This window comes from Microbacterium californiense (assembly GCF_047246625.1).
Lineage (GTDB): Bacteria > Actinomycetota > Actinomycetes > Actinomycetales > Microbacteriaceae > Microbacterium.
This window is the reverse complement of record NZ_JBFOKQ010000002.1, coordinates 367,571-393,992: the sequence shown is the minus strand read 5'-3', so window position 1 is coordinate 393,992 and position 26,422 is coordinate 367,571. Positions and strand designations below refer to the sequence as shown.

28 protein-coding genes are annotated in these 26,422 nt (G+C 70.4%); 16 read left to right on the top strand and 12 right to left on the bottom strand.

Translation table 11 applies throughout. The annotated features are described in order from the left end of the window. Positions 1 to 58 precede the first annotated feature (58 nt). Entirely contained in the window at positions 59 to 1,117 is a 1,059-nt protein-coding gene (locus AB3M82_RS13195; protein ID WP_412958399.1) for a D-2-hydroxyacid dehydrogenase, read from the top strand. Positions 1,118 to 1,128: 11 nt separating this feature from the next. After that, the gene (locus tag AB3M82_RS13190) at positions 1,129 to 1,641 is read left to right on the top strand and encodes a gluconokinase (protein WP_412958398.1); all 513 of its coding nucleotides are present in this window, start codon (positions 1,129 to 1,131) and stop codon (positions 1,639 to 1,641) included. On the opposite strand, the gene AB3M82_RS13185 is transcribed toward AB3M82_RS13190, so the two are convergent. Continuing rightward, entirely contained in the window at positions 1,626 to 1,751 is a 126-nt protein-coding gene (locus AB3M82_RS13185) for a hypothetical protein (RefSeq protein WP_412958397.1), read from the bottom strand. The two genes, AB3M82_RS13190 and AB3M82_RS13185, sit on opposite strands and share 16 nt — an antisense overlap. A 226-nt stretch (positions 1,752 to 1,977) precedes the next feature. Between AB3M82_RS13185 and AB3M82_RS13180 the strand changes: the two genes are divergently transcribed. Both AB3M82_RS13180 and pth read left to right on the top strand, forming a co-directional pair. Then, positions 1,978 to 2,583 (top strand): 50S ribosomal protein L25/general stress protein Ctc, encoded by a 606-nt coding sequence (locus AB3M82_RS13180; RefSeq protein ID WP_412958396.1) that lies wholly within the window; start codon positions 1,978 to 1,980, stop codon positions 2,581 to 2,583. A gap of 89 nt (positions 2,584 to 2,672) precedes the next feature. After that, positions 2,673 to 3,254, top strand: coding sequence for an aminoacyl-tRNA hydrolase (pth, locus tag AB3M82_RS13175; RefSeq protein WP_412958395.1), 582 nt, complete (start codon positions 2,673 to 2,675; stop codon positions 3,252 to 3,254). A gap of 18 nt (positions 3,255 to 3,272) precedes the next feature. Here pth and AB3M82_RS13170 read toward each other — a convergent pair whose 3' ends face one another. Together AB3M82_RS13170 and trpS are read right to left on the bottom strand one after the other, a co-directional pair. Then, positions 3,273 to 3,890: a hypothetical protein gene (locus AB3M82_RS13170; protein WP_412958394.1), complete on the bottom strand. Its 618-nt coding sequence runs from the start codon at positions 3,888 to 3,890 to the stop codon at positions 3,273 to 3,275. Positions 3,891 to 3,914: 24 nt separating this feature from the next. Further along, entirely contained in the window at positions 3,915 to 4,919 is a 1,005-nt protein-coding gene (trpS, locus tag AB3M82_RS13165) for a tryptophan--tRNA ligase (RefSeq protein ID WP_412958393.1), read from the bottom strand. A gap of 62 nt (positions 4,920 to 4,981) precedes the next feature. On the opposite strand from trpS, the gene AB3M82_RS13160 reads away from it, so the two are divergent. Genes AB3M82_RS13160 through AB3M82_RS13150 form a run of 3 tightly spaced genes read left to right on the top strand, consistent with a single transcriptional unit; the run spans position 4,982 to position 6,944 of the window. Continuing rightward, positions 4,982 to 5,641 (top strand): SRPBCC family protein, encoded by a 660-nt coding sequence (locus AB3M82_RS13160; protein ID WP_412958392.1) that lies wholly within the window; start codon positions 4,982 to 4,984, stop codon positions 5,639 to 5,641. Continuing rightward, complete coding sequence (locus AB3M82_RS13155; protein ID WP_412958390.1) at positions 5,638 to 6,318, top strand: DUF4166 domain-containing protein; 681 nt, start codon at positions 5,638 to 5,640, stop codon at positions 6,316 to 6,318. Before AB3M82_RS13160 ends, AB3M82_RS13155 begins: the two co-directional genes overlap by 4 nt. Next, positions 6,315 to 6,944, top strand: a complete 630-nt coding sequence (locus AB3M82_RS13150; protein WP_412958388.1) for a DUF4166 domain-containing protein — start codon at positions 6,315 to 6,317, stop codon at positions 6,942 to 6,944. Before AB3M82_RS13155 ends, AB3M82_RS13150 begins: the two co-directional genes overlap by 4 nt. Here the strand turns inward: AB3M82_RS13150 and AB3M82_RS13145 are convergent. From AB3M82_RS13145 to sdhC, 6 genes are all read right to left on the bottom strand, one after another. Beyond that, complete coding sequence (locus tag AB3M82_RS13145) at positions 6,938 to 7,777, bottom strand: exodeoxyribonuclease III (RefSeq protein ID WP_412958387.1); 840 nt, start codon at positions 7,775 to 7,777, stop codon at positions 6,938 to 6,940. The two genes, AB3M82_RS13150 and AB3M82_RS13145, sit on opposite strands and share 7 nt — an antisense overlap. A gap of 10 nt (positions 7,778 to 7,787) precedes the next feature. Then, positions 7,788 to 8,954 (bottom strand): YihY/virulence factor BrkB family protein, encoded by a 1,167-nt coding sequence (locus tag AB3M82_RS13140; RefSeq protein WP_412958386.1) that lies wholly within the window; start codon positions 8,952 to 8,954, stop codon positions 7,788 to 7,790. Positions 8,955 to 9,078: 124 nt separating this feature from the next. Further along, positions 9,079 to 9,846 (bottom strand): succinate dehydrogenase iron-sulfur subunit, encoded by a 768-nt coding sequence (locus AB3M82_RS13135; RefSeq protein WP_412958385.1) that lies wholly within the window; start codon positions 9,844 to 9,846, stop codon positions 9,079 to 9,081. Between the two features lie 2 nt (positions 9,847 to 9,848). Next, positions 9,849 to 11,675 carry a succinate dehydrogenase flavoprotein subunit gene (gene sdhA / locus AB3M82_RS13130; protein ID WP_412958384.1) on the bottom strand — a complete coding sequence of 609 codons (1,827 nt, stop codon included), beginning with the start codon at positions 11,673 to 11,675 and terminating at the stop codon, positions 9,849 to 9,851. A 19-nt stretch (positions 11,676 to 11,694) separates the two neighbouring features. After that, positions 11,695 to 12,138 (bottom strand): succinate dehydrogenase hydrophobic membrane anchor subunit, encoded by a 444-nt coding sequence (locus tag AB3M82_RS13125; protein WP_412958383.1) that lies wholly within the window; start codon positions 12,136 to 12,138, stop codon positions 11,695 to 11,697. After that, positions 12,138 to 12,575: a succinate dehydrogenase, cytochrome b556 subunit gene (gene sdhC, locus AB3M82_RS13120; RefSeq protein WP_412958382.1), complete on the bottom strand. Its 438-nt coding sequence runs from the start codon at positions 12,573 to 12,575 to the stop codon at positions 12,138 to 12,140. Before sdhC ends, AB3M82_RS13125 begins: the two co-directional genes overlap by 1 nt. 217 nt (positions 12,576 to 12,792) lie before the next feature. On the opposite strand from sdhC, the gene AB3M82_RS13115 reads away from it, so the two are divergent. The 9 genes from AB3M82_RS13115 to AB3M82_RS13075 all read left to right on the top strand — a co-directional run bounded on the left by AB3M82_RS13115 (position 12,793) and on the right by AB3M82_RS13075 (position 23,442). Further along, positions 12,793 to 13,908, top strand: a complete 1,116-nt coding sequence (locus tag AB3M82_RS13115; RefSeq protein WP_412958381.1) for a mannose-1-phosphate guanylyltransferase — start codon at positions 12,793 to 12,795, stop codon at positions 13,906 to 13,908. Positions 13,909 to 14,055: 147 nt separating this feature from the next. Further along, positions 14,056 to 15,168, top strand: coding sequence for a BMP family lipoprotein (locus tag AB3M82_RS13110; RefSeq protein ID WP_412958380.1), 1,113 nt, complete (start codon positions 14,056 to 14,058; stop codon positions 15,166 to 15,168). A gap of 144 nt (positions 15,169 to 15,312) precedes the next feature. After that, a complete protein-coding gene (locus tag AB3M82_RS13105; protein WP_412958379.1) occupies positions 15,313 to 16,827 on the top strand; it encodes an ABC transporter ATP-binding protein in 1,515 nt (504 codons plus the stop codon). Further along, positions 16,824 to 18,125 carry an ABC transporter permease gene (locus AB3M82_RS13100; protein ID WP_412958378.1) on the top strand — a complete coding sequence of 434 codons (1,302 nt, stop codon included), beginning with the start codon at positions 16,824 to 16,826 and terminating at the stop codon, positions 18,123 to 18,125. The genes AB3M82_RS13105 and AB3M82_RS13100 overlap by 4 nt, the downstream gene beginning before the upstream one ends. Further along, a complete protein-coding gene (locus AB3M82_RS13095; RefSeq protein ID WP_412958599.1) occupies positions 18,125 to 19,408 on the top strand; it encodes an ABC transporter permease in 1,284 nt (427 codons plus the stop codon). The genes AB3M82_RS13100 and AB3M82_RS13095 overlap by 1 nt, the downstream gene beginning before the upstream one ends. Positions 19,409 to 19,430: 22 nt before the next feature. Continuing rightward, positions 19,431 to 19,847: a cytidine deaminase gene (locus tag AB3M82_RS13090; RefSeq protein ID WP_412958377.1), complete on the top strand. Its 417-nt coding sequence runs from the start codon at positions 19,431 to 19,433 to the stop codon at positions 19,845 to 19,847. Further along, positions 19,844 to 21,154: a thymidine phosphorylase gene (locus AB3M82_RS13085; protein ID WP_412958376.1), complete on the top strand. Its 1,311-nt coding sequence runs from the start codon at positions 19,844 to 19,846 to the stop codon at positions 21,152 to 21,154. Before AB3M82_RS13090 ends, AB3M82_RS13085 begins: the two co-directional genes overlap by 4 nt. A 66-nt stretch (positions 21,155 to 21,220) precedes the next feature. Beyond that, a complete protein-coding gene (locus AB3M82_RS13080; protein ID WP_412958375.1) occupies positions 21,221 to 22,336 on the top strand; it encodes an adenosine deaminase in 1,116 nt (371 codons plus the stop codon). 47 nt (positions 22,337 to 22,383) lie between these two features. Next, entirely contained in the window at positions 22,384 to 23,442 is a 1,059-nt protein-coding gene (locus AB3M82_RS13075) for a polysaccharide deacetylase family protein (protein ID WP_412958374.1), read from the top strand. 4 nt (positions 23,443 to 23,446) lie between these two features. On the opposite strand, the gene AB3M82_RS13070 is transcribed toward AB3M82_RS13075, so the two are convergent. The 3 genes from AB3M82_RS13070 to AB3M82_RS13060 form a co-directional block, all read right to left on the bottom strand. Further along, positions 23,447 to 24,739 (bottom strand): flavin-containing monooxygenase, encoded by a 1,293-nt coding sequence (locus AB3M82_RS13070; protein ID WP_412958373.1) that lies wholly within the window; start codon positions 24,737 to 24,739, stop codon positions 23,447 to 23,449. Between the two features lie 84 nt (positions 24,740 to 24,823). Further along, positions 24,824 to 25,981, bottom strand: a complete 1,158-nt coding sequence (locus tag AB3M82_RS13065; protein WP_412958372.1) for a mannitol-1-phosphate 5-dehydrogenase — start codon at positions 25,979 to 25,981, stop codon at positions 24,824 to 24,826. Next, complete coding sequence (locus AB3M82_RS13060) at positions 25,978 to 26,412, bottom strand: PTS mannitol transporter subunit IIA (protein WP_412958371.1); 435 nt, start codon at positions 26,410 to 26,412, stop codon at positions 25,978 to 25,980. Before AB3M82_RS13060 ends, AB3M82_RS13065 begins: the two co-directional genes overlap by 4 nt. Positions 26,413 to 26,422 lie beyond the last annotated feature (10 nt).

Here is a 26,422-nt window from a genome sequence, read left to right as displayed (position 1 = left end):
GAGGGGCGGCGACAGCCCTCTACGCTGGTCGCAGGACGACGTCTTCGAGGAGGAGCCCGTGACCGAGAACCCTGACACGCTGCGAGCGGTCGTGGCGGTGCCGCTGCCCGAGGAGCTGTGCCGGCTGATCGAGGAGCTCGAGCCGCGGCTCGAGGTCGTCCGGGATCACTCGCTCGAGCATCCCGCCCGCTGGCCCGCGGACTGGCCGGGGGACCCCGACCACGTCCGCACGGCGGAGGAGCAGGAGGCCTTCGACCGGATGGTCGATTCCGCCGACGTGCTCTTCGGGATCCCCGACGTGGATGCCGCGGCTCTCGCCCGCACCGTCGAGGCGAACCCCCGGCTGCGCTGGGTCATGACCACCGCCGCCGGCGGGGGCAGCCAGATCAAGGCGGCGGGCCTCGATCGCGCGGCCCTGGATCGCGTGGTGTTCACCACCAGCGCCGGCGTGCACGGCGGCACGCTGGCCGAGTTCGCGGTCTTCGCCGTGATGGCCGGGGCCAAAGGACTGCCCCGGCTGCTCGCGGATCAGCGCACCCGCACCTGGCCGGACCGCTGGGAGATGCGCCAGATCGACGAGATGACGGTGCTGGTCGTCGGCCTCGGCGGGATCGGGGCGGCGTGCGCACGACGGTTCCACGCGCTCGGGGCGACGGTGTGGGGCACCACGCGCTCCGGCGATCCCGTGGACGGCGTGGACCGGCTCGTGCCCCTGGACGAGCTGACCGACGCCGTGCGCGAGGTGGATGCCATCGTGGTGACCCTGCCCGGCACCGAGCAGACGCATCACCTGATCGGCGCCGACGTCTTCGCCGCCGTGAAGCCGGGCGTGATCGTCACGAACGTCGGCCGCGGCACCGTCATCGACGAGGAGGCTCTGCGGGAGGCCCTCGACGACGAGCGCGTCTCGTTCGCCGGACTGGACGTGTTCGAGCAGGAGCCCCTGCCCGACGACTCGCCGCTGTGGGGCCACCCGCGCGTGCTCGTCAGCCCGCACACGGCCGCGCTGAATGCGAAGGAGGAGGAGCGCATCGCCCGACGCTTCGCCGAGAACGCGACCCGCCTGCTCGACGGCGAGCCGCTGCGCGCGGTCGTCGACACGGTCGAGTTCTACTGAGAGGCCGCGGGATGCCGGTGCGGGTCGTCGTCATGGGACCGAGCGGGTCGGGCAAGTCCACCGTCGGCGCCGCGCTCGCCGAAGCCCTCGGGGCCCGCTTCATCGACGGCGACGACCTGCATCCGCTCACCAACGTCGACAAGATGGCCGCCGGAATCCCTCTGGACGACGTGGATCGGATGCCGTGGCTGCGCGAGGTCGGCGACGCCCTCGCTGCCGACGACCGCGTGGTGATCGCGTGCTCCGCGCTCCGGCGCGTCTACCGTGACGCGATCCGCGAGAGCGCGCCGGATGCGTTCTTCGCCGAGCTCCGGGTCGGACGGGCGGAGCTGGCGCACCGCCTGGGCGGTCGCACGGACCATTTCATGCCGATCGCGCTGCTGGACTCGCAGCTGCAGACGCTCGAACCCCTCGAGCCGGGGGAGCGCGGCATCCGCGTCGACCCGGCGGCGGTCGACCGGTGCGTGGAGGTCATCCGCGAGGCCGTCACGGGCGACGCGGCGGCGGATCAGTCCTTGCGGTAAGAGGAGCGGCCCATGGAGAACAGGGCGCCGGCGGTCGCGATCGCGGCGCCCACGGTCATCGCTCCGATGAGCCAGAGAATGACGTGCGAGAGGAAGGCGCCATCGAGCATGGGAGTCTCCGTGATCTGGTGTGAGGGAACGGTGTCCCCAGCCTAACGGGTCATCCGGTACGATGGTTCGAGTACCTCGGCGAGGGACGCTGACGCGCGTGCGCGGGCATCCGTTATCGACGCGGCGGAGCAAGCCCCGGTGGCTTCTTTCACGTGTCCGGTTCGAGAACACGACAACCCAGACCACCGCGCGGCGCCTTCGCTGCGTGTCCCGAAGGAGAACCTCATGTCTGAAGACACCAAGGTCCAGGCCGAGCTGCGCAGCAGCTTCGGCAAGGGCTTCGCCCGTCGCCTGCGCGCCGCCGGCAAGATCCCCGCCGTCATCTACGGTCACGGCACCGAGCCCGTCCACGTCGCCCTCCCGGGCCACCAGGTCTCGCTGATCATCCGTCGCGCCAACGCCCTCCTCGAGCTCGACATCGAGGGCACCGAGCAGCTCGCGCTGGTCAAGGACGTGCAGAAGGACCCGGTGCACCAGATCATCGAGCACATCGACCTGCTCGTCGTGAAGAAGGGCGAGAAGGTCGCGATCGACGTCCCCGTCGTCGTCGTCGGCGAGTCCGCCCCCGGCACGATCGCGAACCTCGACGCCACCACGATCTCCGTCGAGGCCGAGGCCACGCACATCCCCGAGAACGTCGAGGTCTCGGTCGAGGGACTCGAGGACGGCACGCACATCACCGCGGCCGACGTGAAGCTGCCCCAGGGCGCGACGCTCCTGACCGACGCCGAGGTCCTCGTCGTCGCGATCTCGGTCCCGGCCGTCGAGGCCACCGAGGACGAGGCTCCCGCCGAGGGCGAGGCCACCGCGGAGGAGCCCGCCGCGGAGTGATCTCCGCCCGTTTCATGACGGAGGGGACGCGATCCGATCGCGTCCCCTCCGTCGTATCCTGACCGGGGCGCCCGGCGAGAGGACGAGGCATGACATCCACCTGGCTCGTGGTCGGGCTCGGCAATCCCGGCCCTCGCTACGAAGCGACCCGGCATAACGTCGGCCAGATGGTCGTCGACGAGCTCGCCGCCCGACGCGGGGAGACGTTCCGCGAGCACAAGGGCGGGGCCCGCGTCGTCGAGACGTGGCTGCGGCCCGGCGGCGACAAGATCGTCCTCGCGAAGCCCAACACCTTCATGAACGTGTCGGGCACGCCCGTCGCCGCCCTCGCCCGCTTCTACTCCGTGCCCGCCGAGCGGATCGTGGTCGTGCACGACGAGCTCGACATCCCGTTCGACACCGTCAAGCTCAAGACCGGGGGAGGCCACGGCGGTCACAACGGGGTGCGCGACGTCGCGCGGGCGATCGGGACCGCCGACTTCCCGCGCGTCCGTGTCGGGATCGGCCGTCCGGTCGGACGCCAGGATCCCGCGGACTGGGTGCTGGCGCCGTTCGGCAAGAATGAGAAGGTCAACCTGCCCCTGCTCGTCGGCGATGGAGCGGATGCCGTGGAGCTGCTGGTCGCCGAGGGCCTGCTGGCCGCGCAGCAGAAGCACCACGCCCCGCGCTGACGCGGGGCCGGGCGAAGGCTACAGGCCGACGGCGCCGGCGGCATCGCCGAGCGTCAGCGCGACGAGCAGCACCACGAGGACGACGGCCGGTGCGATCACCGCGACGATGAGCGCGCCGATGCCCTGTCCGCGTCCCTGCTTGCGGGTGATCGCCAGGATGCCGAGCACGATCGCCACGATGCCGAGGACGGTGCCGCTCCAGAACGAGATCTCCGCCCACAGCACCTGGTCGCGTGCGGGCGAGAGGAAGGCGAGCGAGTCGATCCGTCCGAGTCGCGCCACGGCCTCGGGGATGCGTCGGCCGATCTCGTAGCCCACCACCGCGAGGACCGTCGGGGTGACGACCGCGGCGACGAGCGAGAGCACGAGCGCGAGAGTGCCCAGGACCTTCGAGCGGCGAGGGGCGGGTTCGGGCGCCGCATACGTACCGTTCGGGGACGAGTATCCGCCGACGGGGACCGCGTAAGCGCCGGGAGGAGCAGGATAGCTCGGGGTCACCGGCGGAACCGGCTGTGCCGGGCTCGGGAACGCGGGCGCGGTCGAGGTCGCCGGATACGCGGGTGCCGTCGGCGGTGCGGGCGGAGGCGCGAACCCCGGGGCGGGCGGAACGGGCGGCGGCAGCTGCGGATCGGTCACCAGCCCATCCTAGGGCTGCGCCGATCAGACCCGACGGAGCAGGCCGACCCGGTCGTACACGTCCGACAGTGTGGCGTCGGCGACGGCATCCGCTCGTCCTGCGTTCTCGGCGAGGATGCGATCCAGCTCGGCCGGATCGTCGAGCAGCTCCAGCGCGCGGGCGCGGACCGGCTCGAACTCCGCCACGACGACCTCGGCGAGACCCTTCTTGAAGTCCCCGTAGCCGCGACCGGCGTACTCGTCCTCGATCGACGCCACCTGCCGGCCGGTGAGGGCCGCGTAGATGGTGAGCAGGTTCGAGACGCCGGGTTTGTTCTCGCGGTCGAACCGCACGGAGCCCTCGTTGTCGGTGACGGCTCGCATGATCTTCTTCGCGGACTTCGCAGGGTCGTCGAGCATCCACAGCACGCCGGCGTCGCTCTCGGCGGACTTCGACATCTTGGCCGTGGGATTCTGGAGGTCGTAGATGCGGGCGGTGTCCTTCTGGATCACCGGCATCGGGACGGTGAACGTCGTGCCGAACCGCGAGTTGAAGCGCTCGGCGAGGTCGCGCGTCAGCTCGACGTGCTGCTTCTGGTCGTCGCCCACGGGGACGACATCGGTCTGGTACAGGAGGATGTCGGCCGCCATCAGCACCGGATAGGTGAAGAGTCCGACGCTCGTCGCGTCCTGACCGTAGCGGGACGACTTGTCCTTGAACTGGGTCATGCGACCCGCCTCGCCGAAGCCGGTGATGGTGCTGAGGATCCAGGCCAGCTCGGCGTGGGCGCGCACGTGCGACTGCACGTACAGCGTGGACCTGGAGGGCTCGATGCCCGCGGCGACGTACTGCGCAGCGGTGCGGCGGGTCTTCTCGCGCAGCTCGGCCGGATCCTGCGCCACGGTGAGGGCGTGCAGGTCGACCACGGAGAAGAACGCGTCGTACGAGCCCTGGAGGTCGCGCCACTGCAGAAGAGCCCCGATGTAGTTGCCGATCTGGAGGGAGTCGGCGGAAGGCTGCATTCCGGAGTAGAGACGAGGCTTGTTCACCCGTCAATCCTATGCGGACGGCGGTGGCCGGTCGGCCCGACGGCATCCTCTACGCTGTCGGCATGGGGGAGACGAGAGCGGGCGCGGATCGCCGCGTCGCGCGGGATCGCGCGCTGTACGTCGAGATCGTGATCGACGCGCCGCTGGAGACGATCTGGAGCCTGACCCAGACACCGGAGCACCACGTGCGCTGGGATGCCCGGTTCAGCGCGATCCGGCCGACGCGGGTTCGTGCGGACGGGTCGCAGGAGTTCCGCTACGAGCTCGACCTGGGTTTCCACACCATCCGCGGCACCGGGGTGTCGCTGGGGGAGCGCTCGTCCCGGTCGGGGGAGCGGACCTCGGCCCTCGCGTTCGACACCGCCGATCGGTGGTCGCCCCTGGGCGCAGGGCGCGGGTACTGGCGCTACATCCCGACCGCGCACGGAGTGCGCTTCCTCACGGGGTACGACTACGCCCCGGGGTGGGGACGGCTCGGGAGCCTCCTCGATCCGCTGGTGACCCGTCGGTTCGTGTGGTGGCTCACCGCCCGGAGCTTCGACCGACTGCGGCTCTGGGCTGAGGAGGGCGTCCCTCCCGAGCGGACCGTCTGGTGGCGGGCGCTCCTGCCCGGGCGGCGACCGCGGGCGCGCGCGAGCCGATGCCTCTCCCGTCCGCCGCATCGCAGCGGCCGGGCGATCATGCAGAACGCGCCGGACGCCCTGTCGGGACTCGCCGCATGACCGAGGGCGTGTTCGAGCGGGCTCTGGGCGCCGACTTCGAGCGGCTGCATCCGCAGATGCGCCGCCGCTTCGGCGTGGGCGTCGAGGCCGGATACGACTGCGTCGGCCGGGGCGTCATGACCGAGGTGCGGCGGGGTCCGTGGTGGACGCGTCCGTTCCTCGCCCTGGGCGCGTTGCGGAACATCCTCTTCCCCGAGAAAGGCCGCGACATCCCCTTCCAGATCGACAACTACGCCTACATCGACAGCCTCGGGCGGGAGACGGTCACGTTCGTGCGGACGATGACCGTCGGGCCGGGCCGGCGACGACGCTTCGACGCGACGATGATCTACAGCCCGGCGCGGGGACGCGTCGTGGACTACCTCGGAACGCATCAGCACCTGGCCGTCGATCTCGACCTCGCCGTCACCGACGACGGCGCACTGCGGCTCACGTCGGGGGCGCAGCGCTTCTACGAAGGCCCCATCGCCTTCCGCTTCCCCCTGCTGTTCAGCGGGCGAGCGCATCTGGTCGAGCGCTTCGACGATGCGGAGGGCTGCTTCGTGATCGAACTCGAGGTGCGCAACGACCTCCTGGGCTTCCTGTTCGGCTATCGCGGGACGTTCTCGTGCGAGTACCCCGAGCAGGGATCCGTGCCCGAAACGGTGAAGCCGTATCGCGAGGAGGTGCGCGAGTGACGCGGCGCGGCGAAGCCTTCCTGCAGGCGCTCGGCGACGACGCGCAGCGGCTGCATCCGGAGATCCTGGCGCAGATGAGCGCGTCGGGCGAGGAGGACCGGGCCGAGGGCGTCTTCGTCGTGGCCGGCAGCCGCTTCGGGCGCCTCGGCGGGCTGGCCCTGCCGGTGGTCGGGCCGCGGATGCTGGTGACGCGCCGAGGCCATGACGTCCCGTTCACGCTGACGACCCGGTCCGGGCGGTCGGCTTCCGGACGCGCGGTGCTCGACAGCACGCGGGAGTTCCGCTTCCGGGGATCGACGCAGTACATCGTCGATCGCGTGACGGCGAGCGTGCGCCCGGGGCTGGTCCGCAACCTCCTCGGGGCGCGCGGGCGCGTCGAACTGATCGAGGAGTGCAGCGTGACCGAGGAGGGCTTCCTGCGGATGGAGACGCGCCGCGTCGCCCTCCGCCTCGGCGGACGACGCCTCGCTCTGCGCGGGCCGCTCGGGGTGCATGTCAGCCTGGTGGACGGATGGGATGCCGAGAACCGTCGACGCACCATCGACATGCGGGCCCGCAACCCCGTGCTCGGCACGGTGCTCGAGTACCGCGGGTGGTACCGGCACGTCGGGCCGGGAGCTCAGTAGCTGTAGTCCGCGACCACGGGGGCGTGATCGCTCCATCGCTGGTCGTACGCCGCAGCCCGCGCCACGTGATAGCCCGACGCGCGTGCGGCGAGGGCCGGCGTGGCCAGGTGGTAGTCGATCCGCCATCCGGAGTCGTTGTCGAAGGCCTGGCCCCGCATCGACCACCAGGTGTACGGGCCCTCGACCTCGCCGTGCGCCCGGCGTCCGACGTCGACCCAGCCCAGCCCGGTGCCGACCGTGCCGTCGACCGCGGTCACCTCGGCACCCGCCTCGCCCAGGAAGCGGTCGAAGTACGCACGCTCGCGGGGGAGGAACCCGGCCTTCTTGCGGTTGCCGCGCCAGTTCTTGATGTCGAGCTCCCGGTGGCCGACGTTGAGGTCTCCTGTGACCAGGGCCAGCGCGTCGTCGGCGCCGAGCTCCACCAGGCGGGGGCCGAAGGCGTCGAGAAACTTCCACTTCTCGTCCTGCTTGGGGGTGTCGGCCTCGCCCGAGTGCACGTAGGCGCTCACCACGGTCAGCGGCTGATCCCCGAGGAGGAAGTCCGCCTCGATCCACCGGCCCCTCGCATCGAAGTCCTCGGGTCCGAATTCCGTGCGCGACGCGAGTGCCGGGACCCGGCTCGCGATGGCCACGCCCGCGCGGCCCTTGGCGCTCGCCTCGTCGTGGACGAAGGACCACCCCGGAAGGGCGGCCTCGACGTGGGAGTCCTGGCCGCGCACCTCCTGGAGGGTGAGGATGTCGACGTCGGCGGCATCGAGCCAGGCGCTCATGCCGTTGCGGGCAGCCGCCCGGATCCCGTTGACGTTGACCGAGGCGATACGCAGATGAGGCATGTGCTCCAGCCTAGGCGCGGGGTCCGACATCGCCGTCCCGGCGGACGGGGGACGCGCCCCGCTCGGCCGACGCGGCCTCCGCTTCGGCGTCGGCGAGCACGCGGTGGGCGGCGGCGAGGGCGCGGCGCGTCGCCGGGCGCCGGAACCAGGGCGCGCCGGCATCCGCCTCCTGCGCGCGCCGGAGGCCCACCTGTGCGGCGACGAGCAGCGCACGTGCCTCGGTCCGGCGTTCCGTCGCCGCGTCCTCGTGCTCGAGCGGCTGGTCGTGGTCGTCGGCCGTCACCGCGATCCAGGATGCCGCCACGAGCACCACGATCGCCAGCCAGCGGCACCACAGCAGCAGGCCGATGATGACGGTGAAGGAAGCGAGCAGGGGATTGCGGGGGACGTGCGACAGCAGCAGTCCGGCGCCGAGCTGCAGCACCACGAGCGCGCCGCCCCCGAGCACGGCGCCCGGCCAGATGAAGCGCCAGCGCAGCTGCGTGCCGGTGAGGAACCGCACCAGCATCGCCAGCGCCGCGGCGTCGAGGGCGAAGGCCACCGCGATCGAGGCCAGCTGCGCCCCGAAGGAGAAGAACCACGACTCGGTGCTCCAGTCGAACAGGAGGAAGACCTGCTCCAGGGCCCAGACGCTCAGCGAGATGAGCACGGCGCCCAGGAGCATCGCACCGCCGAAGACCGTCGCCGCGAAGAAGTCACGGGTCTTGAGCAGCCAGTAGGCGCGCGGGTCGAAGGCCAGCCCGAAGAGATCGCGGACGGCGCGTCGCGTGAAGGTGACCGCGCTCACCGCCGTCCACAGCGCCACGCCCACCGCGATCGCGCCCGTGACGCCGAGCACGCCGGTGGCGTCGCGGGCGATCTGGGTCACGTCGTCGACCGTGAAGAGCCCGTCCGGGGCGATCAGCCCGGGCAGGTATGTGTTCGTCAGCCGCACGAGCGCGTCGATCGCGACCTCGCTGCCTCCGAGCCAGAGGCCCGCGCCGGCGAAGCCCACGTACAGCAGCGCGAACAGCGCGAACAGCACGTAGTAGCTCATGCCGGCCGACAGCAGGAAGCCGTTGCTGAACGAGAAGTTGCGCCACACCCGCACGGGGAACGCGGCGAGGGTGCGGTCCCTCAGCTCCGTGACCCGCTCGAGAGGAGTCTCGAGCCGTGCGCGGAGAGGGGAGCGGGACACGGGATCACCCTACCGAGCGGGGGCGCCCGACGGCATCCGCGCGGTCGCCGTGCCCGGGCGGCCGGAGACGCGGAACGGGCGCCCTCCGAAGAGGACGCCCGTTCGCGCCTGAGCCGTGCTGCGGTTAGGGACGGCCGCGCAGGACCGCCTGCTTGACCTCGGCGATGGCCTTCGTGACCTCGATGCCGCGCGGGCACGCCTCGGAGCAGTTGAAGGTCGTGCGGCAGCGCCACACGCCCTCCTTGTCGTTGAGGATGTCGAGACGCACGGCCGCGTTGTCGTCGCGCGAGTCGAAGATGAAGCGGTGCGCGTTGACGATCGCCGCCGGGCCGAAGTACTGGCCGTCGGTCCAGAACACGGGGCACGACGAGGTGCACGCGGCGCAGAGGATGCACTTGGTGGTGTCGTCGAAGATCTCGCGGTCGGCGATGGACTGTACGCGCTCCTTGCCCTTCTCGGGCACGGAGTTCGCGACGAGGAACGGCTGCACGTCGCGGTACGACGCGAAGAACGGCTCCATGTCGACGACGAGGTCCTTCTCGAGGGGCAGGCCCTTGATCGCCTCGACGTAGATGGGCTTCGAGATGTCGAGGTCCTTGATCAGCGTCTTGCAGGCGAGACGGTTGCGCCCGTTGATGCGCATGGCGTCGGAGCCGCAGATGCCGTGGGCGCAGGACCGGCGGAAGGTCAGCGACCCGTCGACCTCCCACTTGATCTTGTGCAGCGCGTCGAGGACGCGGTCGGTCGAGTACAGCTCGACGTCGTAGTCCACCCAGTGCGGCTCGGCGTCGATCTCGGGGTCGAAGCGGCGGATGTTGAACGTGACGATGAAGGACTGGACGCCCGTGTCGTCGGTGGTCTCCGCGGGGGCTTCGGCGATGGCGTTCGACATGCTCAGTACTTCCTCTCCATCGGCGGATAGTTGAATTCGCCCTGATCGTTCCTGGTGAAGACGACCGGCTTCCAGTCGAGCTTGATGTGGTCGCTCGGGTCGGACGAGTGGGGGTCGCCCGTGAGGTAGGCCATGGTGTGCTTCATGTAGTTGTCGTCGTCGCGCTTCGGGAAGTCGTCGCGCATGTGACCGCCGCGGCTCTCCTCGCGGTTCTGCGCCGCGTAGACGACGACCTCGGCGATGTCGAGCAGGAAGCCCAGCTCGACGGCCTCGAGCAGGTCGGTGTTGAAGCGGTGGCCCTTGTCGTCGACGTGCACGTTCTTGTACCGCTCGCGCAGATCGGCGATGACGCCGAGCACGTGCTGGAGCGAGTCGTGCGTGCGGAAGACCTGCGCGCCCTTGTCCATCTCGTCCTGCAGCGTCTTGCGCAGCACGGCGATGCGCTCGGTGCCCTGGTTGTTCCGCAGGTCCTCGAGCATCCCCGAGACGAACCCGGCGGGGTTCTCGGGGAGCGGCACGAACTCGGCGGTCTTGACGTACTCGACCGCGTTGCGGCCGCTGCGCTTGCCGAAGACGTTGATGTCGAGGAGCGAGTTGGTGCCGAGGCGGTTGGCGCCGTGCACCGAGACGCAGGCGCACTCGCCCGCGGCGTACAGGCCGGGGACGACGGTGTCGTTGTCGGCGAGCACCTCGCCGTTGTTGTTCGTCGGGATGCCGCCCATCGCGTAGTGCGCGGTCGGCATCACGGGCACCGGCTCGACCACGGGGTCGACGCCCAGGTAGGTGCGCGCGAACTCGGTGATGTCGGGGAGCTTGGTCTCGAGCACCTCGGCGCCCAGGTGCGTGCAGTCGAGCAGCACGTAGTCCTTGTGCGGACCGGCGCCGCGCCCTTCCGCGACCTCCTGGACCATGCAGCGCGCGACGATGTCGCGGGGGGCGAGATCCTTGATGGTGGGCGCATAGCGCTCCATAAACCGCTCGCCGGAGGCGTTGCGCAGGATCGCGCCCTCGCCGCGGGCGCCCTCGGTGAGGAGGATGCCGAGCCCGGCGAGACCGGTCGGGTGGAACTGGAAGAACTCGAGGTCCTCGAGGGGGAGGCCCTTGCGCCAGACGATGCCGACGCCGTCGCCCGTGAGGGTGTGGGCGTTCGAGGTCGTCTTGAAGATCTTGCCGAAGCCGCCGGTGGCGAAGATCACGGCCTTGGACTGGAAGACGTGCAGCTCGCCGGTGGCGAGGTCGTAGGCGACCACGCCGGCGATCTGAGTCTGCCCCAGGGCGTCCTTCACCGTGATCAGGTCGAGCACGTAGAACTCGTTGAAGAAGTTGATGCCCAGCTTCACGCAGTTCTGGAACAGCGTCTGGAGGATCATGTGACCGGTGCGGTCGGCCGCGTAGCAGGCCCGCCGCACGGGCGACTTGCCGTGCTCGGCCGTGTGGCCGCCGAAGCGTCGCTGGTCGATCTTGCCCTCAGGGGTGCGGTTGAACGGCAGACCCATGTTCTCGAGGTCGATGACCGCGTCAATGGCCTCCTTGGCGAGGATCTCCGCCGCGTCCTGGTCGACGAGGTAGTCGCCGCCCTTGACGGTGTCGAAGGTGTGCCACTCCCAGGAGTCCTCCTCGACGTTGGCGAGCGCCGCAGCCATGCCGCCCTGCGCCGCACCGGTGTGGGAGCGGGTCGGGTAGAGCTTGGAGATCACCGCGGTGCGGGCGCCGGGACCGGCCTCGATGGCCGCCCGCATGCCGGCGCCTCCGGCGCCGACGATGACGATGTCGAACTGGTGGTAGTGCACGCCGTCACGGACGACGGAATCCTGCGTCGGGGTAGTCAATTCTTCCTAGCCTTCTCTATCAGTTGCCCTGCGACTGGCACATGTCCCACAGCGTGCTCGACTCGGTGACGCCCAGGCACGGGTCGAACGTGAACACCACGAGGGTGCCGAGCAGGATCAGCAGGGCGGCGGAGAGGCCGAGCGCCCACTGCAGGGTCTTGCGTGCGGTGCGGTTCGAGACGTAGTCGTTGACGATGGTGCGCATGCCGTTCGCGCCGTGGATGAGGGCGAGCCACAGCATCACGACGTCCCACCACTGCCAGAACGGCGTGGCGAACTTGCCGGCGATGAACGCGAAGTCCAGGGCGTGGATGCCCTCGCCGACCATGAGGTTGATGAAGAGGTGGCCGAAGATCAGCACCACGAGCACGACGCCCGAGGCGCGCATGAAGACCCAGCCCCACTTCTCGAGGTTGATGCCGCGCCGACGACGAGCCGGTGCCGCGATGGTCTGAGCGGTCATCAGTGCCCCCCTCCCGTGAAGCCGGCGAACGCCAGCATGAGGTGACGCGGCACGAAGCCGGCCATGATGACGACCCAGACGGCCAGGACGCCCCAGAAGAGCTGGCGCTGGTAGAGGGCGCCCTTCTTCCAGAAGTCGACCGCGATGATCCGCAGGCCGTTCATGGCGTGGAAGACGATGCCCGCGACGAGGACGACCTCGCCGATCGCCATGACGGGGTTCTTGTACGTGCCGATCACGGCGTCGTACGCCTCGGGCGACACCCTGATGAGCGCCGTGTCGAGCACGTGCACCAACAGGAAGAAGAAGATGGCGACTCCGGTGATGCGGTGAAGCACCCACGACCACATGCCTTCGCGGCCCCGGTAGAGGGTGCCGCGCGGGGTCTTGGACGTGGTTTCCGAAATCGACGGTGTCAAGCGAGCGCTTGTGGACACGGTCGTCCTCCCTGGATCGATGTGCGTCGGTCGCGTGCGCGGTGTTCATCGAGGAGTGACCCCGTCGAAGCGCCGGGCATGCCCGAACGGGTTCCATCCTATTCCCGTCCTCAGGGGCGGAGCGACGAAGGCGAACCTTACCGGGGTCGTCTTGAGCGCATCTTGTGGGCGCGGCCGACTCCGGGCGGGGGAGCGGCGGCGGACTACGCTGTCGGGCATGACGCAAGAGATCGACGACTTCTACGCCGTGATCCCCGCCGGCGGGATCGGGAGCCGACTGTGGCCGCTCTCCCGCGCGGACGCACCGAAGTTCCTGCACGACCTCACCGGGTCGGGGCACTCGCTCCTGCGCGACACCTGGGATCGGCTGCTTCCCCTCGCCGGACCCGACCGCATCGCCGTCGTGACCGGACGCGCGCACCGGGCCGCCGTCGAGGCGCAGCTTCCCGGCATCGCCGACCTCAACGTGTTCCTCGAGTCCGAACCCCGGGAGTCCGCGGCGGCCATCGGGCTCGCCGCCGCCGTGCTGCACCGGCGGGATCCGGACGTGATCATCGGCTCCTTCAGCGCCGATCACGTGATCCGCGGCACCCGGGTGTTCGAGTTCGCGGTCAGGGATGCCGTCGAGGTCGCCCGTGAGGGCTACATCTGCACGATCGGCATCTCGCCGACCGAGCCGGCCGTCGGCTTCGGCTACATCAAGATGGGACCCGAGCTGGTCGTCGACGGTGCGCGCGAGGCCGCGCTCGTGGAGAGCTTCGTGGAGAAGCCCGATCTGGAGACCGCGAGGGCGTACATCGCGGATCGCTCGTACCTGTGGAACGCGGGCATGTTCATCGCGAAGGCGCAGGTGCTGCTGGAGGAGCTGGCCGAGAACCAGCCCGAGCTGCACGCCGGCCTGGTGGAGCTGGCCGAGGCCTGGGACGACCGCGAGAGGCGGGGGCCGGCCGTCGACCGCATCTGGCCGCGGCTGAGGAAGATCGCGATCGACTACGCGGTGGCGGAGCCCGCCGCCCGCCGGGGCCGTCTCGCGGTCGTGCCCGGTCATTTCGACTGGGACGACGTGGGGGACTTCGCGTCCCTGACGAAGCTCATCACGAACGGCCGCAAGAACGATCTCGCGGTCCTCGGGCCGAAGGCCCGGGTGCTCACGGATGCCGCGAGCGGGATCCTCGTGAGCCAGACCTCGCGGGTCATCAGCCTGGTCGGCGTGAAGGACATCGTGGTGGTCGACACCCCCGATGCGCTGCTCGTCACGACGGTGGAGAACGCCCAGCGGGTGAAGGGCGTCGTGGAGTCGCTCAAGCTCACCGGACGCGACGATGTGCTCTGATGAGCAGGGCCCGCTGCTCATGCGTCGCTTGATTTCGAGTTTGTAACCATTCACCCGCGCGCGGGTCGGCGGTATACGCAAACACTGAAACACTGGGTAACTTTGATCGATCCGCGAGGGCCGCGGGATCGTTCAGGGAGGCATGAGTTGACCATCTCCACCACCAAGAAGCTCCTCGGCGCCACGGTCGCCGCGGGAGTCATCTTCGCACTCGCCGGCTGTGGCCAGGCTCCCGCCGAATCGGGCGGAGACGCCGGCGGCGACGCGGCATCCGACTTCCTTCCCTGCCTCATCTCCGACGCCGGCGGATGGAACGACAAGTCGTTCAACCAGTCCGCCAAGGAGGGCATGGACAGCGCTGCCGAGGAGATCGGCGTCAAGCCGCTCGAGTTCGAGTCCGCGAACGACAACGACTACGCGCCCAACCTCGAGACCGCCGTCTCGGAGGGCTGCTCGCTCATCGTCTCGGTCGGCTTCAAGCTGTCTGCGGCGACCGTCGAGTCCGCGCTCGCGAACCCCGAGATCGACTACGCGATCATCGACGACTGGGCCGACAACGACTTCGACGGCGAGGTCGACGCGCCCAACATCAAGCCTCTCGTCTTCGACACGGCCCAGGCCGCGTACCTCGGCGGCTACGCTTCGGCGGCCTGGTCGGCTCAGAGCGGCGTGAACAAGGTCGGCACCTTCGGCGGCATGCAGATCCCGTCGGTCGCCGTGTTCATGGACGGCTTCCAGCTCGGTGTCGAGAAGTACAACGAGGACAAGTCCGGCGCCGTCCAGGTCGTCGGCTGGGACGTCGCCTCGCAGACCGGCTCGTTCACGGGCGGCTTCGACGCGAACGACACCGCCAAGCAGACCGCGCAGGGCGTGCTCGACCAGGGCGTCGACGTCATCCTCCCCGTCGGCGGCCCGGTCTACCAGAGCGCGGCTGCGGCGATCGCCGACAGCGGCAAGGACACGCTCCTCGTGGGCGTCGACAGCGACCTCGCCGTCGCCGACCCGAGCGTCGCGGACGTGACGCTGTTCTCGATCATGAAGGCGATCGACGTGGCCGTCCACGACGCGACCATCGCGGCGTCGGAGGGCGACTTCGACCCGGCTCCCTACATCGGCACGCTCGAGAACGAGGGCGTCAAGCTCTCCGGCTTCGGCAGCTTCGAGGGCGAGCTCCCCGAGGGCCTGATGGACGAGATCGGCGCCCTGCAGGAGCAGATCATCGCCGGTGACATCACGGTCGAGTCCCCGAACTCGCCGTAAGCAGGAACCGTTCCACGCACGGGGCGAGTGGCAGCACGACGGCCACTCGCCCCGTGCCGTGGGCGGACGAGACATCTCCGGCACGGGCACGACGACGTGCGTCGCGCCGGATCATCCTCCAAGACTTCTGGATAGGGTTCAGATATGAAGCTCGAACTTCGCGGCATCACCAAGCGGTTCGGTAGCCTCGTCGCCAACGACCACATCGATCTGGTGGTCGAGCCGGGGCAGATCCACGCTCTGCTCGGCGAGAACGGCGCGGGCAAGTCCACGCTCATGAACGTGCTGTACGGCCTGTATCAGGCCGACGAGGGCGAGATCCTCCTGGACGACGTGGTCCAGCACTTCCGCGGGCCGGGCGACGCCATGGCCGCGGGAATCGGGATGGTCCACCAGCACTTCATGCTCGTGCCCGTCTTCACCGTCGCCGAGAACGTGATGCTCGGCCACGAGCAGACCAAGGGACTCGGCACCCTCGACATCGCGCAGGCGCGCGAGCACGTGCGCTCCGTCGCCGCCCGCTTCGGCTTCGACATCGATCCGGACGCCCTCGTCGGCGACCTGCCGGTCGGCGTCCAGCAGCGGGTGGAGATCATCAAGGCGCTCTCTCGCGACGCGCAGGTGCTGGTGTTCGACGAGCCCACCGCGGTGCTGACGCCGCAGGAGACCGACGAGCTCATGGCCATCATGCGCCAGCTGCGCGCCGAGGGCACCGCCATCGTCTTCATCACCCACAAGCTGCGCGAGGTGCGCGAGGTCGCCGACACCATCACGATCGTGCGCCTCGGCAAGATCGTCGGAGAGGCCTCGCCGACGGCATCCAACTCCGAGCTGGCCTCGCTCATGGTCGGCCGCGCGGTCGAGCTCACGGTGCAGAAGAACGCGCCGCGTCTCGGCGAGGGCGGCCTCGAGGTGAAGGGCCTGCGGGTCCTGACCGCCACCGGCGGGATCGTGGTCGACGGCGTCGACTTCTCCGTGCGGCCCGGCGAGGTCCTCGCCATCGCCGGTGTGCAGGGCAACGGGCAGACCGAGCTCGTGGAGGCGCTCGTGGGCCTCGCGCCGCGCGTGGAGGGCACGATCGCGCTCGACGGCACGCCGCTCGTCGGCAAGAGCGTGCGCGCCATCCTCGATGCCGGCGTCGGATTCGTCCCCGAGGACCGCACCGAGGACGGCATCGTCGCGGGCTTCTCGGTCGCCGAGAACCTCATCCTCGACCGGACGGACGACGCGGCCTTCAGCCGAGGGGGGACCATCAACCGGTCCGCCCTCGACGACTTCGCGCGGGCCCGCATCGAGGAGTACGACATCCGCACGCAGGGTCCGAACACCCCCGCGGGAACACTCTCGGGCGGCAACCAGCAGAAGGTCGTGATCGCGCGCGAGATGAGCCGCGAACTGCGTCTCCTCGTGGCGGCCCAGCCCACGCGAGGCGTCGACGTCGGGTCGATCGAGTTCATCCACAAGCGGATCATCGAGACGCGCGACGCCGGCATCCCCGTCGTCGTCGTGTCGACGGAGCTCGACGAGGTCGCCGCGCTCGCCGATCGGATCGCCGTGATGTACCGCGGCACGATCGTAGGAATCGTCCCCGGGGACACCCCCCGGGAGACGCTCGGACTCATGATGGCCGGAGCGGCCGATGCGGAGGCTGCCGCATGAGCGGAGCAGTGCCCGGAGCAGGCGACGACACGAAGGGGCTGCCGCCCGAGCAGCCGCCCCGTTCGACCGGGACCGCGACGGAGGCGCCTCCGCGTGCGAACCTCCTCCTGAAGGAGCTGCTGCGCGGCAGCGCGGTCACGACGATCCTCGCGATCCTCCTCGCCCTCGTCGTCGGCGGCGTGCTCATCGCCTTCACGAACGCCGACGTGCAGGCGGCGGCGGGGTACTTCTTCGCCCGCCCGTCCGACACCCTGGTGGCCGCATGGAACGCCGTGTACAACGGCTACGAGGCCCTGTTCCGCGGCGCGATCTTCAACGCCCGCGGTGCCGACTTCGCGGCGCAGATCCGGCCGCTGACGAACACGCTCGGGTTCGCCGCGCCGCTGATCGCCGCCGGTCTCGGCGTCGCCCTCGCGTTCCGCGTCGGCCTGTTCAACATCGGCGCCCGCGGTCAGATGCTCATCGGCGTCGGCGTCGCGGGTCTGCTCACGTTCAACCTCGACCTCCCGTTCTGGCTACACATTCCCGTGACGCTGATCGCGGGCATCGCCGGAGGCGCGCTGTGGGGCGGTATCGCGGGTCTGCTCAAGGCCCGCACCGGCGCCCATGAGGTGATCCTCACGATCATGCTCAACTACGTGGCCTATTACCTGCTGCTCTGGATGATCCGCACCCCGGGCCTGCTGCAGAAGCCGGGCACGAACCAGGCCCTGGGGTACGCGACGCCGGAGAGCGCCCAGTTCCCCGAGCTCCTCGGACCGAAGTTCCCCCTGCTCGACCTGGGATTCGTCATCGTCGTGATCGCGACCCTGTTCGTCTGGTGGCTGATCGAGCGCTCCGCGCTGGGCATGCGCATGCGCGCGGTGGGGGAGAACCCGCACGCCGCCCGCGCCGCGGGCATCAGCGTGCAGCGCGTGTACGTCTACGCCATGCTGTTCGCCGGGGCCCTGGCGGGCCTGGCCGGGATGAACCAGATCCAGGGCGCCGTGACCACCGGCATCACCGAGACCATCGACGCCGGCATCGGCTTCGACGCGATCACGGTCGCCCTGCTCGGGCGCAGCCGCGCGTGGGGCACCTTCGCCGCCGGCATCCTCTTCGGCGCTCTGAAGGCCGGATCCTTCTCGATGCAGGCGCAGGACATCCCCGTCGACATCGTGCTCGTCGTGCAGTCGCTCGTCGTGCTGTTCATCGCCGCGCCGCCGCTGCTGCGCACGGTGTTCTTCCTTCCCAAGTCCGACGCCGAGAAGGCGGCCAAGGCGAGAGCCAAGGCGGCGAAGAAGGCGGTGATGGCATGATGGCCCTCGCACAGACCCAGGCGGTCGACGGAACGGTGCAGCTCGCGACCGTCCGGGAGCGCCACTGGAAGACGCCGATCGCGCTGGCGGTCGCCACGGCCCTGCTGGCCCTGCTCTTCCTCACCGTGCCGCGCGACGGCACGAGCACCTTCCGGCTGGGAGACCCGTCGGCCGCGTTCGCGCTGCCGGACGTGGCCCTCCCGACCGCGCTCACGAGCTGGCTGATGGTGGCGGTCCTCGCCGTCCTCACGGTGGGCGCGTTCCTGCGTGTCGCCACGTACCGGAAGCCGCAGCTCTGGCTGGTCGTGGTGTTCGGGGTGCTCGCCGTGTTCGGGTTCCTCGTCTGGGCCGCCGCCGGCGGACTGGTGCCTGTCACGAGCCTGCTGTTCGGCGCGGTCTCCCTCTCTGTGCCCCTCGTCTTCGGCGCCCTCGGCGGCGTCATCGGGGAGCGCGCCGGCGTGGTCAACGTCGCCATCGAGGGTCAGCTGCTGCTCGGCGCCTTCTCGGCCGCCCTGCTGTCGAGCATCACGGGCAATCCGTTCGTGGGTCTCCTCGGAGCGATGCTCGGTGGCGTGCTGGTGGCCAGCGTCCTCGCCGCCTTCGCGATCAAGTACCTCGTCGAGCAGGTGATCGTCGGCGTGGTGCTCAACGTGCTGGTGACCGGCCTGACCGGCTTCCTGTACGGCGCGCTCCTCGCCCCGAACGAGGCGGAGCTCAACACGCCGGTCCGCTTCGACCGCATCGAGATCCCGGTCCTCAGCGACATCCCGATCATCGGGCCGGTGCTGTTCAGCCAGACGTTCATCGGCTACCTGATGTTCCTCACGGTCGGCGTGGTGGCGTGGGGGCTCTACCGCACGCGCTGGGGCCTGCGTCTGCGCGCCGTGGGCGAGCACCCGCAGGCGGCCGACACCGTGGGCATCAAGGTGAACCCGACCCGTTTCTGGAACGTCCTGCTGGCCGGCGCCATCGCGGGCATCGGCGGCGCGTACTTCACGCTCGTCTCGGTGCCGCAGTTCGGCAAAGAGATGACGGCGGGCCTCGGCTTCATCGCCCTCGCGGCCGTGATCTTCGGACGCTGGGACCCGATCCGCGCGACGCTCGCAGCGCTGCTGTTCGGCTTCGCGACGAACATGCAGAACCTGCTGTCGATCCTCAAGACGCCGATCCCCGGTGAGTTCATGCTCATGCTGCCGTACCTGGTCACGCTGCTCGCGGTCGCCGGCTTCGCCGGGCAGATCCGCGGGCCGGCGGCGAGCGGCAAGCCGTACATCAAGTCCTAGCACCACGAGGAGAACGAACGAGATGACCGACATCGACTGGGACGAGCTGCGTCAGGTCGCCACCTCCGCGATGGAACGTGCGTACGCACCCTATTCGCGCTACCGGGTGGGGGCGGCCGCGCTGGTCGGCGACGGCCGGATCGTGGCGGGCTGCAACGTGGAGAACGCGTCCTACGGCGTCACGCTCTGCGCCGAGTGCGCGCTGGTCGGCGACCTGCACATGTCGGGCGGAGGACAGCTCGTCGCGTTCGTGTGCGTGAACAACGACGGCGAGACGATCATGCCGTGCGGACGCTGCCGTCAGCTGCTGTCGGAGCACGCGATGCCGGGCATGCTGCTCGAGACCGTCTCCGGCATCCGGACGATCGACGAGGTGCTGCCCGACGCCTTCGGGCCGCGCGCCCTCCGCCAGGCGCAGGGTCCCGAGGTGATCGCATGAGCGTGGAGCCGTTCGACGCGGTCGACGTCATCCGGGCGAAGCGCGACGGCGGGGTCGTTCCCGAGCCGGCGCTGCGCTGGATGGTCGACGCCTACACGCGGGGCTACGTCTCGGATGCCCAGATGGCCTCGTTCGCGATGGCGGTCTTCCAGCGCGGGATGGAGCGCGACGAGATCCGCGTGCTGACCGACGCCATGATCGCGTCGGGGGAGAGGATGAGCTTCGCCTCCCTCGGCAAGAGGACCGTCGACAAGCACTCGACCGGAGGTGTGGGCGACAAGATCACCCTGCCGCTGGCCCCGCTCGTCGCCGCGTTCGGCGTGGCGGTGCCGCAGCTGAGCGGTCGCGGTCTCGGCCACACGGGCGGCACGCTCGACAAGCTGGAGTCCATCCCCGGCTGGCGGGCGGCGCTGAGCAACGAGGAGATGTTCGCCCAGATGCAGGGCGACGTCGGCGCCGTCATCTGCGCCGCGGGCTCCGGACTCGCCCCGGCCGACAAGAAGCTCTACGCGCTGCGCGACGTGACGGGGACGGTCGAGGCCATCCCGCTGATCGCCTCGAGCATCATGTCCAAGAAGATCGCCGAGGGCACCGACGCCCTCGTGCTCGACGTGAAATTCGGCTCGGGCGCGTTCATGCAGGACATCGACCGCGCCCGCGAGCTCGCGCGCACGATGGTCGCCCTCGGCACCGACTCGGGCGTCGCGACCACGGCGCTGCTGACCGACATGAACGTCCCGCTCGGGCTCGCGATCGGCAACGCCAACGAGGTCCGCGAGTCGGTGGAGGTCCTCGCCGGCGGCGGCCCCGCCGATGTCCGCGAACTGACCGTCGCCCTCGCCCGCGAGATGCTGGCCCTGGCCGGACAGCCGGATGCCGACGTGGAGGCCGCGCTGGACGACGGCCGGGCGATGGATCACTGGAAGGCCATGATCCGCGCGCAGGACGGGGATCCGGATGCCGAGCTGCCCCGTGCCCGCGAGACCCACGTCGTGACGGCCGCGGCCGACGGCGTGATGACGCGGATGGACGCGCTGCCCTTCGGCATCGCGGCGTGGCGCCTCGGCGCCGGCCGCGCGCGTGCCGAGGACCCTGTGGTGTTCGAGGCGGGCATCGATCTGCACGCGAAGCCGGGCGACCGGGTCACCGCGGGACAGCCGCTGTTCACGCTGTCGGCCGCCGACGAGGCGCGCTTCCCCCGCGCGATCGAGGCGCTGGAGGGTGCGTGGGACATCCGGCCTGCCGAGGAATCCGATGAGCTGCCCCCGGCGCGCGGGCCGATCGTGCGGGAACGCATCACGGCGTGAGGGCGCGGACGCTACCCTGAACACGGCGGTCACCCGCTGACGACTTCTGCGATTGAGAGGATCCCCATGGCGATCGATGCGAACGGCGACGTCAAGGTCCAGGGACTCTCCCTGCGCCGCCTGCCCAAGGTGTCGCTGCACGACCACCTCGACGGCGCCGTGCGCCCGGCGACGGTCGTCGAGCTGGCGGATGCCGCGGGCCTGCAGCTGCCCCACGGCGACGCCCGCTCGCTCGCGCGGTGGTTTGCGAAGCAGAGCGACTCCGGATCGCTGGTGGAGTACCTCCGATCGTTCGACCTGACGGTGGGGGTCATGCAGACCGGCGAGGCGCTGACCCGGGTCGCACGCGAGTTCGTGCAGGACCTGGCGGCCGACGGCGTGATCTACGGCGAGATGCGCTGGGCGCCCGAGCAGCACCTTGCCGGGGGGCTGACGCTGGAGCAGGCGGTCGAGGCCGTCCAGCAGGGCATCGAGGAAGGCGAGGACGCGGCGGATCGCGCGGGTCAGAGCATCCGCGTCGGCCAGCTGCTCTCCGCCATGCGGCAGCACGACCGCGCGCGCGAGATCGCCGAGCTGGCCGTGGACTTCCGGGGGAGGGGCGTCGTCGGCTTCGACACCGCCGGTCCCGAGGACGGATTCCCCTCCTCGAATTACCGCGAGGCGTTCGACTACCTCGCGGAGAACTTCTTCCCCGTGACGGTGCACGCCGGCGAGGCGGCCGGGGTCGACTCGATCCGCTCCGCCCTGCTGGACGGCCGCGCCCTGCGCCTGGGCCACGGCGTGCGCATCGCGGAGGACCTCGAGGTGGTCACCCGCGAGGGCGACGAGGTGCAGGTGCAGTTCGGCGAACTGGCGCGCTGGGTGCGCGACCGCGAGATCCCCCTGGAGCTGTCGCCGTCGTCGAACCTGCAGACCGGCGCGATCGCGGCCTGGGGCACGGAGCTCGCCGACCACCCGTTCGACCTCCTGTACCAGCTCGGCTTCTCCGTCACGGTGAACGTCGACAACCGGACGATGAGCGGCACCTCCCTCACCCGCGAGCTCGCACTGCTGGTCGAGGCCTTCGAGTACGACCTGGAGGATCTCGAGACGTTCCAGTTCAACGCGGCGGCCGCGACCTTCCTGCCCGTCGAGGAGCGCGAAGAACTCGTGGAGATGATCGCCGACGGCTTCGAGGCCTGACCGGCATGGTCCGGGGACGGCGGCGCAGGGGCTGGATCGGCGCCCTCGTGGCTGCGCTCGTCGTCGTGGGCGGCGCCGGCGCGACGTCCTTCGTGTGGCTGACCCGCGAACCCGAGAGCACCGCACCGCGCGCCGGGGGTCCGTCGCTCGAGCATCCGCTCACACCCGCGCAGCAGCTGGTCGCGGATTCCGGCGACCCCGCGGCGTGCGCCGTCTCGTTCTCAGGGGACGGGATCGCGCTCGATTTGCAGCTCCAGTCGGAAGGGTCGCTGTACCAGGGCCTGCCGATCCCGGTGCAGGACGGCCGCGTCTTCGCGGGCTGGTTCGCGACCGCGGAGGATGCCGCGGCGCAGACGGTCGCCGCGCGTGTCAACGGCGCCGATCTCGTGGCCTGCACGGACCGGGAGGTGGCGCTGTTCGGCGCCTGGACCACTCCGGAGGCGAATGCGGCGGCAGGGGTGAAGGTGCCGATCCTGATGTACCACCAGTTCACGGCGGATCCGGAGGGGGAGCCGGGCTGGCTGCGCGGCAACTACGCGTACATCGGGGACTTCGAGGCGCAGATGAACCACATCGCGACGACGGGCTTCTACCTGCCCACGTGGGACGAGCTGAGCGCCTTCATCGACGGACGCCTCTCGCTTCCCGCCCGGTCGGTCATCATCACCGACGACGACGCGGATCAGACGTGGTTCGATCTCGCGGTGCCCGTGATCGACGCGCACGGGCTGCTGGCGACGTCCTTCATGATCACCGCCTACCGTCAGGACCCGGCGCCGTCGCCCTTCGTCCTGCGGCGGTCGCACACGCACGACATGCACCAGGCGGGGGAGAACGGCAAGGGCCGGATGGTCAACTGGACCGCCGATCAGATCGCCGCCGACCTCACGACCTCGGCGCAGGTGCTGGGCGTCTCCGAAGTGGTCGCCTACCCCTTCGGGCACTTCAACGACACCGCCAAGCAGGGCGTCGCGCAGGCCGGGTTCGAGATGGCGCGCACGATCGAGCCCGGGTACGTCGAGATCGGCACGGACAAGCTCGCCCTGCCCGTCGTGCGCGTCGACTACGGCATGGGCCTCGAGGCGCTGATCTCGCGCATCGGCTGACGCGTCAGACGGAGGCGTCGAGCGCGCGCTGCTCCCGCCGCAGGGCGGTGCGATACGCATCCTTGTTGACGTAGTACGCCATCCGGTCCAGGGCGAGGTAGCGGTAGCCGCCCGACAGATCGGGCCACGGAGATCCCGTCACCCGCGCGCGGAAGCGCGCGGCGCGCGTCGGATCGGTCTCCACGGCGCGGAGGTAGGCGGCCAGCAGTTGCGCCTGCTCGTAGCGCCCCTGCCATCCGATGCCCGAGGCCTCGATCATGCCCAGGACGAAGAGGCCGTTGAACGACGGGGGGAACATGTGCAGGAAGAGGCGCGGAGCCGCCCCGCGCCAGTGCAGGTGCGCCCGGTCGACGAACGGGTAGTCGAGCCGGTACCCCGTGGCCAGCAGGACGAGGTCGTAGTCGTCCGCCGACCCGTCGCGGAAGCGCACCGCGGAGCCGTCGAAGCGCTCCACGTCGGGGCGGATCCGCAGGTCTCCCTGTCCGAGATGGTTGAGGATCATCGTGTTCACGATCGGGTGCGACTCGTAGATGCGGTAGTCGGGCTTCGGGAACCCGAAGCGCGCCGGGTCCCCGGTGAACGCGCGGAGCACGCGGGAGTCGACGGCCTGCTTGAGCCGTGCGGGGAGGGGGCGGCCCTGGTTGAGCGTGTCGCTGGGGCGTCCGAAGAGGTAGCGGGGCACGAAGTAGTAGCCGCGCCGCACGCTCAGGTCGACGGAGCGGGCATGGTGCACGGCATCCACCGCGATGTCGCACCCCGAGTTCCCCGCGCCGACGATCAGAATCCTCTTGCCGGCGAGGATGTCGGGCGAGCGGTAGGCACTGGTGTGCCGCACCTCCCCGGCGAACTCGCCGCGGAACGGGGGGACGTTCGGCTCGGCGAGCGTGCCGTTGGCGAGGACGACGCCGCGATACCAGCGGGTCTCCTCCCCGTCGGGCCCGACGGCGGTGACGTCCCAGCCGCCGTCCCGGAACGTGAGGCGGGTCACCCGGGTGCCGAAGCGGAAGAGGGGCCTCAGGCCGAAGTGCTCCGCGTAGTCCCGGAAGTACCGGTGCAGCTCGCGGTGGCCCGGGTAGTCGACGTCGGACCGCATCGGGAACTCGCGGAACTCGGTCGTCGTCCGCGAGGAGATGAGGTGCGCCGACTCGTACATCGAGCTGCGCGGGTTGCCGATGTCCCAGAGTCCGCCCACGTCGTGCGAGGCCTCGTAGCCGTCGACGGGGATGCCGAGCGTCGTGAGCGCCCGAGCGGCGGCCAGGCCGGACGGGCCCGCGCCGATCACCGCGTATGTGTCCATGCTGCCCCCGCACGCCGTCGTGCCCGAAAAGAACGCCCCCGCATCCCGATGGTACCGGGATGCGGGGGCGCCGGAGCCGCTCGGTCAGGCGGAACCGAGCGCGCCCTTCCGCGCGTCGAAGACGGCCTGCACCGCGGGGAAGAGCGGATGCTCGGGCTCGAGGCCCGTGGTGCGGGTCGTGAGCGCCACGGCATCCTCCGTACGGAGCAGCTGCTGCAGCTCGATCGCCTGCGGGTCGTCGGCATCCTCGAAGTCCAGCGCCGCCGCGACCGCGCCGACGAGGGCCTCGGTCGGCAGACCGTGCTCGGCGGCCAGCGCCGCCGGTCCGATGAAGCGCTCGTGCCGGGAGATCTTGCGCAGCGGCTGGCGGCCGACCCGCTGCACGGTGTCCACGAGGGCGGGATTGCGGAAGCGGTCGAGGATCGTCCGGCGGTACTCGGCCAGGTCTGCCGGGTCGAGCCCGTGGACGCGCGCCAGGACGGCGGAGGTCTCTTCCAGCGCCGCGCTCACCGCCGCGGCGATCGGCGGTTCCGCCAGGGCGTCGGAGATGCGCTCGATGCCGGCGCGCGCGCCGAAGTAGGCCGTCGCGGCATGCCCGGTGTTGACCGTGAAGAGCTTGCGCTCGATGAAGGGCGCGAGATCGTCGACGAAGTGGGCGCCCGGGATGCGGGGGAGGCGGCCGGCGAACGGACCGGACTCGATGGTCCACTCGAAGTAGGGCTCGACGGTCACGTCGACGCCCGCGCCCTCGGGCTGCGCCGGCACGATGCGGTCGACCGCGGTGTTGGCGAACACGGCGCGCGCCAGCAACGCGGGGGCGTCGGCTCCGGCGGATGCCTCGATCTCGGCGCGCAGCAGGTCGGTGGCGCCGATCGCGTTCTCGCAGGCCATGATCGTCAGCGGTCCCGCGTCGGGAGAGCGACGGGTGAGCCCCGCGACGATCGTGGGCGCCACGAACCGGAGGACCGTGGGGCCGACGGCGGTGGTCACGACGTCGGCGGTCGCGACCTCGTCGGCGGCGGCATCCGGGTCCACACGGCTGTTCACGGCCCGGAAGCCGGTGACGACCCGGTCGACGCCGCCGGGACCCGCCTCGTGGACGGTGTACTCGTCCACGCCGTTGATCGCGTCGACCAGCGCGTCGGCGACGTCGGAGAAGACGAGGTCGTACCCGCCTTCGTGGAGCAGCAGTCCCACGAAGCCGCGGCCGATGTTGCCGGCGCCGAACTGGACGGCCTTCATGCCTCGTTCACCGCCGAGAGCAGCGCGTACAGCTCTTCCGCCGTCTGCGCCGCGGCCAGCTTGGCGACGTCGTCCTCATCGGAGAACAGGATCGCGATCTGCGACAGGATCTCGAGGTGCTCGTCGCCCCGACCGGCGATGCCGACCACGAAGGTCACCAGCTCGCCCGCCCAGTCCACGCCGCCGTCGTAGCGCACCACCGACAGCGCGGAGGCGAGGATCGCGTCCTTCGTGTCGTTCGTGCCGTGGGGGATCGCGAGGCCGTTGCCCATGAACGTGGACACCGTCTCCTCCCGCTGCCGCATCGCGTCGACGTACGCCGGCGTGACCGCTCCCGCCGACACGAGGATGTCGGTCGCCTCCTGCAGCGCGGCCTCCTGGGTCGCCCCGCCGGAGTGGATGCGGACCTGGTCGAGGGTGAGAACGCTCATGGTGCTTCCT